Source organism: Methanosaeta sp. UBA356 (assembly GCF_002496465.1).
Taxonomy (GTDB): domain Archaea; phylum Halobacteriota; class Methanosarcinia; order Methanotrichales; family Methanotrichaceae; genus Methanothrix; species Methanothrix soehngenii.
Genome location: NZ_DAKC01000062.1, coordinates 1 through 8,770, shown reverse-complemented (window position 1 = coordinate 8,770; position 8,770 = coordinate 1). Strand labels below are relative to the sequence as shown.

At 47.1% G+C, this 8,770-nt stretch carries 6 protein-coding genes and 2 pseudogenes; 5 read left to right on the top strand and 3 right to left on the bottom strand.

Annotated features, from left to right (window positions below):
• Nucleotides 1–54 precede the first annotated feature (54 nt).
• A complete protein-coding gene (locus BP727_RS05340; protein ID WP_013719496.1) occupies nt 55–396 on the bottom strand; it encodes a hypothetical protein in 342 nt (113 codons plus the stop codon).
• Nucleotides 397–812: 416 nt separating this feature from the next.
• Here BP727_RS05340 and BP727_RS05335 point away from each other — a divergent pair, with 416 nt between their 5' ends.
• Nucleotides 813–1,271 (top strand): hypothetical protein, encoded by a 459-nt coding sequence (locus BP727_RS05335; RefSeq protein WP_286857752.1) that lies wholly within the window; start codon nt 813–815, stop codon nt 1,269–1,271.
• 54 nt (nt 1,272–1,325) lie between these two features.
• On the opposite strand, the gene BP727_RS05330 is transcribed toward BP727_RS05335, so the two are convergent.
• Nucleotides 1,326–2,066, bottom strand: coding sequence for a sugar phosphate nucleotidyltransferase (locus BP727_RS05330; RefSeq protein ID WP_286857750.1), 741 nt, complete (start codon nt 2,064–2,066; stop codon nt 1,326–1,328).
• A complete protein-coding gene (locus BP727_RS05325; RefSeq protein WP_286857748.1) occupies nt 2,057–3,328 on the bottom strand; it encodes a UDP-glucose dehydrogenase family protein in 1,272 nt (423 codons plus the stop codon). The genes BP727_RS05330 and BP727_RS05325 overlap by 10 nt, the downstream gene beginning before the upstream one ends.
• Nucleotides 3,329–3,837: 509 nt before the next feature.
• Between BP727_RS05325 and BP727_RS05320 the strand changes: the two genes are divergently transcribed.
• From BP727_RS05320 to BP727_RS13615, 4 genes and pseudogenes are all read left to right on the top strand, one after another.
• Nucleotides 3,838–6,573 (top strand): SBBP repeat-containing protein, encoded by a 2,736-nt coding sequence (locus BP727_RS05320; RefSeq protein WP_286857745.1) that lies wholly within the window; start codon nt 3,838–3,840, stop codon nt 6,571–6,573.
• Nucleotides 6,574–6,708: 135 nt separating this feature from the next.
• Nucleotides 6,709–7,689: a lysylphosphatidylglycerol synthase transmembrane domain-containing protein gene (locus BP727_RS05315; protein ID WP_342766272.1), complete on the top strand. Its 981-nt coding sequence runs from the start codon at nt 6,709–6,711 to the stop codon at nt 7,687–7,689.
• 475 nt (nt 7,690–8,164) lie between these two features.
• Nucleotides 8,165–8,392 (top strand): annotated as a pseudogene (locus BP727_RS05310) (transposase); the annotation flags it as partial.
• 274 nt (nt 8,393–8,666) lie between these two features.
• Nucleotides 8,667–8,765: pseudogene (locus BP727_RS13615) on the top strand (hypothetical protein); the annotation flags it as partial.
• Nucleotides 8,766–8,770: the final 5 nt, after the last annotated feature.

Genomic DNA, 8,770 nt, shown 5'->3' with positions numbered 1-8,770 from the left:
CCTTATTTCCGGCCAGGTCGCCCAAGGTGGGATTTAGCTGCAATAAGGCGATTTTCATTCCCCGGAATCTGCCTCCATCTGCGATATCACCCGACCGGACCTTTCGGAGAAGGCCTCCGCTGCGGCATGAAGGGCGGAAACTGCGCCTGCTGGCCCCTCCTCCATATCTGTGCTCACCAGGAGCATGGCATTGACATCAGAGGAGGTCATCCAGGCGATATCCGAGCAGCCTATGCCCTCGCTCATATTGTCCTTGACTGCAGCCAGTAGAGCTTCTATTGCTGCCACAATTCTCTCCGGCTCGATCTGGGCGGGGATGATGATCTGCACCCCAGTCTCCAGATGGATCAGGCCCATGCCCGGGCCGATGCTGGACTTTGCCTCTGTATCGCTCATGAAGGGATATATACGCAACAGGGGTTTATTAATCCCAGCCGTACGAGATCCACATTCTGATATGATTTAGCATGATGGCAAGCCTACTCTTCTATTATGCGAATCATTCTCGCGAAGAAAGAGGGGCAGGGAAGCTTTTGGGGTTTAGCTCGGCCCGTTTGAGGCGCGATCTGGACCGTGGCGGGAACTTGAAGGCAGGGGATGCGTGCGCGACGGACATCAGAAAGAGAAAGAAATGAAACACTTCCGGCATGAAAAGCAGAACGGCCCAGGGGACGAATGTGTTAGCAGATCATTAGGAGAGCCAAATGGTTCGCGCTTCGTCCGCTGCAATATCTTTTTATCTTTCCATAACATTGCGAATATATTGATTGGCGCTGTAAATTCAGGTCATCGGTAAAAATTGGAGGACGCATATGAAACGCATAATATATGGGACAATATTAATAATAATCTTAATAGAGATGGCTTTTGCATCGGGATATGGGAATGCCTCACCTGCGAGAATAAATGGTATAATTCCAATAGATAATGTCTCTCCTGCAAGTAATACAGCCGGCAAATCGATAGATGCAATCGAGATAGTCAAAATCGTTCCTTCTGATAACGACGAATACCTTGTATTGCATAATAAAGGGATGAAGGATAGCGTCCTGGAGCGCTGGTTCATTTCTGTGGACGAGAAAATCATTCTGTCGCTTCCACGGATCCATTTGGCGCCAAATTCTGAGGTTGAACTGCATATCGGGAACGGAAACAACAGTACCGCCACTAAGATCTACATAGGTTATCCTAGCCCAATCTTAGATGATGCCGGAAATGTGAGCTTAATTGACGAATCGGGAAGGATTATGGTAGAAAAGAAATATCCGTAGGAGATTATTCAGGCTCAAAGCTCCAGGATTGATGTCGCTTTTGACCTTAGGGATCTATTCGCAGCCGCAATATCGGAAGTGCCAGTTATTGGCCCATACCAGGTCCTTGGGAGTGCCCACATCGATATGCACTCCGTCTATTTTTTTATAAATAACATTCTTCCCCAACTCTATGAGCACCTTGATCGAGTCAGTGAGCTGGTATTCCCCTTTATAACCTGGTTTTGTCCTCCTGATGGCATCAAAGAGGTCAGGCTCAAAGACATAGATGCCAATTGATCCAAGCGAGCTGGGGGCCTTTTCTGGCATTGGCTTCTCGATTATATCCTTTATCCTGTCACCCTCCACGGTTATGATCCCGTGCCTGGTCACATCCTCTACATCAGCCACCCCAAGAGTAGCATCTGCCTTCTCGGCAATATGGTATGAGATCAAGTCTCCAAGGAACGACTTGGGATGAAAGAAGTTGTCGCCAAGAACCACTGCAAAGCTGCCGTCTATGACGTGCTCCCCGGATAGCACCGCATTGGCCAGACCAAGTGGCTCATCCTGGACTACATAGGTGAGATTCACTCCGAACCGCCTTCCTGAGCCCAGGTAATCTGAGATGCCATGCTTATGGGGGCTAACAACAACCACGATCTCCTCTATCCCCGCCAGCTGCATAGCCTCGACCACATGCTCTATCACTGCCTTCTCCCCCACGGGCAAGAGCTCTTTCGGTATAGCATGGGTGAAGGGCCCGAGCCTGGTCCCCATTCCAGCGGCCGGTATCAGCCCTTGTGCTACCAGCATATTCCCTCTTTATCCTGGCAGGACAGAATATTTCTTCCCTCGATGATCACCCTGTTTTTCATCAGATCAAACTCCTCATCCAGAAGGCTGAACTCCGGCCACTCGGTCATCACCAGGCATGCATCTGCACCCCTCAAGGCATCTGCAGCTGTCGAGCAGTACTCGATATCCGGGATCAATTTTCTCATGGAGCCGGTTGCCTTTGGATCATAAGCCGCTATATTCGCCCCCTTCTCCTTTAGCTTCATGATCACGGGAATTGATCTGGATTCTCGGATATCATCAGTATCGTTCTTGAAGGCCAGGCCGAGGACTGCGATCCTCTTGCCCTCAAGGCGGACGATCTTCTTTTGCAGCAGTTCCAGTATCCGCGCAGGCTGCCTTTCATTGACATTTTGGACGGATCTGAGAATCAACGGCTCTTCGCCCAGAGATTGGGCCAGAGCTATGAGGGCGGAGAGGTCCTTGGGAAAGCAGCTTCCCCCAAAGCCGGCGCCAGCATTGAGGAAGTGGGGGGATATTCTGTGATCCATGCCCACTCCTTTCATCACCTCATAAACGTCGATGTCCAGCCTCTTGCAGAGATTCCCCATCTCATTGGCAAAGGATATTTTGGTGGCCAGAAAGGCATTGGAGGCGTACTTTATCATCTCCGCAGATTTGATCCCTGTGCGGATGATTGGCGCCTCAATTCCTCGATATGCTGATTCTGCTCGGTCTCCCGCTCTACTGTCATTGCTGCCTATGATTATCCGGTCCGGATGCATGAAATCCTCTACCGCCCGCCCCTCTCTGAGAAACTCCGGGTTCATGCAAAAGCCGGTTTCATCCCCTGCCCTTTGGGAGTGTTTCAGGACTGTGGGGACCACAAGGCCCTCGGTGGCCCCGGGGGGGACGGTGCTCTTCACGACCACCACATGATATGAGTCCTTATCCCTCAGAGACCGGCCCAGAGACTGGCAGGCGGACTGGACTATGGAGAGGTCCGGATCGCCATTGTCCCCCTCTGGGGTCCCCACGCATATGAAGGAGATATCTGTGTCTGGAATGGCATCATAAGCTGTGGACACATGAAAGCTCTTTTCCAGGTGCTTTGATAAGAGCGCTTCCAGGCTCTTTTCGTATATTTGCGGACTGCCCTGGCTGATTGAACTGGCCCGATCGATATCGATCTCTATCAGCTCGACTGTGTGGCCCAGCTGGGCAAAGCAGACAGCAGAGACTAGGCCCACATAGCCGCCGCCTATCACAGAGATCCTCATTGCAGGAGAACATCCTTATTGCAGTATTTTAATCTTCTTGGATCGTGGCGGATGGATTGCTTGTGCATGAAACTATGGCTCTCTCTATATGAAACGCATCCTTAATCGTGGCACCATCTCTTGTTTTAGGCATAGGATAGGTTTAACTTGCAGGGCAGCAGCCACATGAGGATAAAAAGATCCTTTGCCGCATTGACATACTTTCTACCCGCTCAATCGATATAAGTATCCTTCCTACGTGTCTGCATGATGATCCGCAATATGTCCCCTTGTTTCCCAACAGGCCTGCTCAGCAGACGCTGGCTGAACGGCGGGATGCTTGCTGATGATTCTTAAAAAATTAATTTTAGAAATACCAGGTATTGCCGTTTATTCAGTGTGTTAAACTTTAGTGGAAAGGCTTATCTAACTAAAGATACTTTAAAACTATTTAATATCGAGAGGTGCAAGAAGTCATGCATTTATGCAGGTCCAATTATGCGTTAACAATCCTTTTTAGCGCAATTCTTATGGTATCGATGATGTCCGGGTCGGCAGAAGTTCCCATCATCAACTCCTCACCAGATCATTCAGATTTGCTCTCTGGTGTGAATTGCAGCATATCCACTAGCACTGAGCTAGATAGCAGCCCCCATAACAATAACCAATCGATCGACTCGGCCATGCTCAAGCTGCCCTTGAGCTTTATAGAAAATCGTGGTCAGTCCCCCGAAGATGTGAGGTTCATGGTCCAGATAGAAGGCCCAACGGTGTTCTTCACCCCTTCAGAGGTCGTATTCAGTTTGTTCCGGGGCAACAACTCCTCTGCCGTCCATATGGCCTTTGAGAACTCCAGCCCAGGACAGATAATAGGGGAAGAGCAGCTCCCTGGCCAGGCCAACTTCTTCATAGGTAATGACTCAACCCAATGGATTTCCGATATCCCCACCTATGAGGCAATAAGGTATAAAGAGGTCTATCCAGGAGTGGATCTGGTCTTCAAGGGTACGGAAGGATACCTGAAGCATGAGCTGACCTTGAATCCCGGTGCAGATTTGTCTGGGATAATTCTGACCTATAGCGGCCAGGATAACCTCAGCCTGGCAGAGGATGGATCTCTGCTGATAAGAACCTCTGCGGGCAACCTGACCGATTCTGTGCCCATATGCTACCAGGAGATCAATGGTAGCAGGGAGATGGTTGAAGGACGTTACCGCCTGGTTGGAGACAATGGAGTTGGATTTGAGATCGTAGACTACGATCGAAGATATCCTTTGGTGATCGATCCGGCATTAGCCTACTCCACATATCTAGGGGGAAGCGGCGATGATTCTGGCTTAAGCCTGGCACTTGATAGCAGTGGCAATGCATATGTCACAGGGTATACTGCTTCCACCAACTTCCCGACAAAAAATCCATTGCAGGCATCCAATGCTGCTTCTAGCGATGTTTTTGTTGCCAAGATCAATTCAGCTGGATCGGCACTATCTTATTCCACCTACCTGGGAGGAGGAGATTATGATTATGCCAAAGGAATCGCAGTAGATAGCAGCGGCAACGCCTATGTCACCGGGTATACTGCCTCCACCAACTTCCCGACAAAAAATCCATTGCAGGCATCCAATGCTGGTTCGAATGATGCTTTTATTGCCAAGATCAATTCCGCCGGGTCGGCACTATCTTATTCCACCTACCTCGGAGGGAGCGGCGAGGATAATGGAGAAGGCATAGCTGTAGACGGAAGCGGCAATGCATATGTCACCGGATATACAGGCTCCACCAGCTTCCCGACAAAAAATCCCATCCAAGCATCGAAGGCCGGATTGTGGGACGCATTTGTATCCAAGATCAATTCTGCCGGATCGGCACTGGTCTATTCCACATACCTCGGAGGGAGCAGCTCTGAATATGGCCTTGGCATCGCCTTAGACGGAAGCAGCAATGCCTATATCACCGGGCCTACATATTCAACCAACTTCCCGACAACAAATCCATTGCAGGCATCGAATGGTGGCGAGATGGACGCATTTGTATCCAAGATCAATTCAGCTGGATCGGCATTGACTTATTCCACCTACCTTGGTGGAAGCTTTAATGACTTTGCTGAAGGCATCGCTGTGGATAGTAGAGGCAACGCCTATGTAACAGGTTATACCATCTCAAATGACTTCCCAACCCAAAATCCGATACAAGCATTGAAGGACGGTTCTTTTGACTCCTTTGTCACCAAGATCAACTCCGCCGGATCAGGATTAGCATATTCCACCTACCTTGGAGGCAGTGGCGATTGTTTTGCTCACGGCATCGCTGTGAATGGCTGGGGCAACGCTATTGTTACTGGTGATACCTCTTCCGCCGACTTCCCAACAAAGATCCCATTGCAGGCATCGAATGGTGGCTCGCATGATATTTTCGTCACCATGATAAATGCTGCTGGATCGGCTTTGTCCTTTTCCACTTACCTTGGAGGAGTCAACTATGATTATGCCAAAGGAATCGCCATAGATGATTTTAGCAAAACCTATCTCACGGGTTATACAGAATCAAACAATTTTCCAACCCAAAATCCATTGCAGCCAGCCAATGCCGGATACAAAGACGCTTTTGTGGCAGCTATAGACTTCTCCGACCTCCCCAACAATCCTCCAAATACGCCATCTGTTCCTCTGGGCGAGAATAGCGGTTTTGTCGAGGTTGACTACACCTATTTCACCTCTGCATCTGATCCGGATGGAGATCAAGTGAAGTACACCTTCGATTGGGGAGACGGAAGCACCGCTTCCACAGATTTTGTCGATTCAGGGGCAACTGCAAGCATGTCTCATAGCTGGACCAATGCAGGTGTCTATCAGATAAAGGCCATGGCCACGGACAGCAGAGGCGCCACATCGGGATGGTCTGAAGCTGCAGCAGTTCAGATTATCGAGCGAGAAGAATGGATCCTTTATTATCCTGATTTCACAGACACTACCAATCCCGATAACTGGAGATCCTGGCTGATGATTCAGAATCCTTCAGACGAGGCCGCAAACATACAACTGGAGCTGCGAGACAGGGCAGGTGGATTGCTATATGCAGGCGGCCAGACAATTCCGGCTAACGGGGTGGCTGCCATCAGACCCAAAAATCTGGCGGGCTTGGAATTTGCAGGGTCAGCGGTAGTGACATCGGACCGGTTCATAGCAGGCGCCTGCGAGATCAACAGGAACAACAATAATATGTGCATGAGCTATAAAGCAATGGAGTGGAGCCATCTTTTTTTATGAGCTACTCGATGGATTATGCCATAAATATATTTTTTATTTTAGATATACGATTGGTCAATCTGCATAGTGATCTCATTAGCTGCAAGCATATAGTTCTTAATAGTGGGGTGATTGAGAGATTCCGTTGATTCGTATATGGATAAGAGAAATCAAGGGCTGATAATGGCCGTCGTTATCACTGTAGTATTGCTTTACTTGACCTTGTCTCAGATAAAGCCGGCTGACATTATAAACACTCTCAAGAGCATAGAACCCATATATTTGATAATCGGTTTTTTGACATATATATTTTGCAATATCCTCAGAGCAATTCGTTTCTATGTATTGTTGAATAAAAGGATAAAAATTCGTAGCCTTTTTAATATAGTATGTGTCTATAATATGGTGAATAATATGGCTCCAATGAGGGCCGGAGAGCTTTCATATGTTTACATGCTCAAGAAGCTGCATAATAAAAATGCTGCTATCGGAGCGTCCACGCTCATAGTTGCACGCATTCTCGATTTTGCTGCAATTTGCTCCTTATTTTTGGTATCTTCATGGATCGCAGCCAAACAGCTTGAGGGATTGAGGCTTGCTTCGATTCTGACATCTCTCCTAATTATCGCTTGTTTCTTGCTTCTGATTATGCTTCTTCGTTGCAGAGAGAATTTCTTGGATCCATTCACCTGCTCCTTGGATAAGTTGGGACTTGGCAACAATGCTCGTATTAAATATATTATATTGAAGTTGAGAGAAATTATGCAGGCCATGGAGGGTATGAGAAATATTAAGACGGCGATTTTTGCTCTTATAACCTCGTTCTTCATTTGGATAGCCAACTTTTCTGTGGTTTTTTTGGTGATTAAGGGAATGCATTTTGATATGCCATTACATATAGTTATAATGGGATCAACCTTCACCGTCCTTTCTACACTACTTCCCATATACGGGATTGCGGGGCTTGGGACAAGCCAAGGCTTATGGACTGTGATATTGGTGCCTCTGGGGATCCCACTGAATGATGCAATAATCTCTGCGTTTGGCTATTATATAATACAAATGGCATACTATTTAACTCTAGGTATCTACGGGCTAATATCAATAAAGATTTTAAATCAGAACAACGAAATATAATTATCACCAGAAGAGATCCAATAAAAGCTGAAGTCTTATGGCAGTCGGGTAATGTACTTCTTTTTCTGGAAAGGATGTAAAGGCCCTGTGCCCACTGCATCTTTGGAAAAATGGAGGGTACTGAGCCAGGGGGATATTAAATATGCTAGAAGATTATCTCATCGATGTCCCGATTGAGATAGGGACTCATTCCCCGTAGGTGAAAGATAAAGATGACAGATAAAAGAAGTTTCTGACCTGGTTTTTAAACCTAGTCATGCAATTAGTGGCAATACAGCAATCAGTAGCTGAGCCATATTAGCGAAATGAGGTGCGACAAACTGGTAGTGTATTTCCTTTTCTGTAAAATGATATAAAGGCCCTGTACCCACTATATGTTTGGAAACAAGGAGGATACAGAGCCATGGAGATATTTGATCTGCTAGAAGATTACCTTGTCGATGTCCCGATTGCGATCGGGACTCTTTCCCCGTAGGTGAAAGATCAGGATGACGGATTAAAGAAGCTACTGACCTGGTTCTTGAACCTAGTCATGCAATTAGAGGCGATACAGCAATCGGGAGCCGAGCCATATGAGCGAAATGACACGCGAACAACTCAACGCAATGGCTATAAAGAGCGATCTCTTAAAACACGTGTTGGAGACCTGGAACTTAAAAAACCTCAATTCAGAGACCGTTCGTTTAAATCCTGTGTTTTTGATAATTAAAAAGAGCTTTCGCCATGACTCAGAAGAAGGTCCAATAAGAGAGACTAAAACCGACATTATTTGGTGGTGTATGATTATCCAGGAAGCTCATTCGAACTGCCTTCAGTTATCTGTATTCCAATCGTTTCAAATAATGGATATAAGTCGCAGTGGTTACTGCAAATTGCTAATAAGACAGAATTTAGATACCACTGAGAATACCAAAAATGCCGTTCTGATAGACGAGATTCGAGATATCCCTTTGGCATTTCTTGGATAAGGCTATCGAAGGATAACGGCCGAACTCCATAATCGTGGCTATACTGTTAATCATAAGCGGGTGCTGAGGTCATGCATCTTGATAGCCTATATGTCAATGGCGGTCTAAAAGTG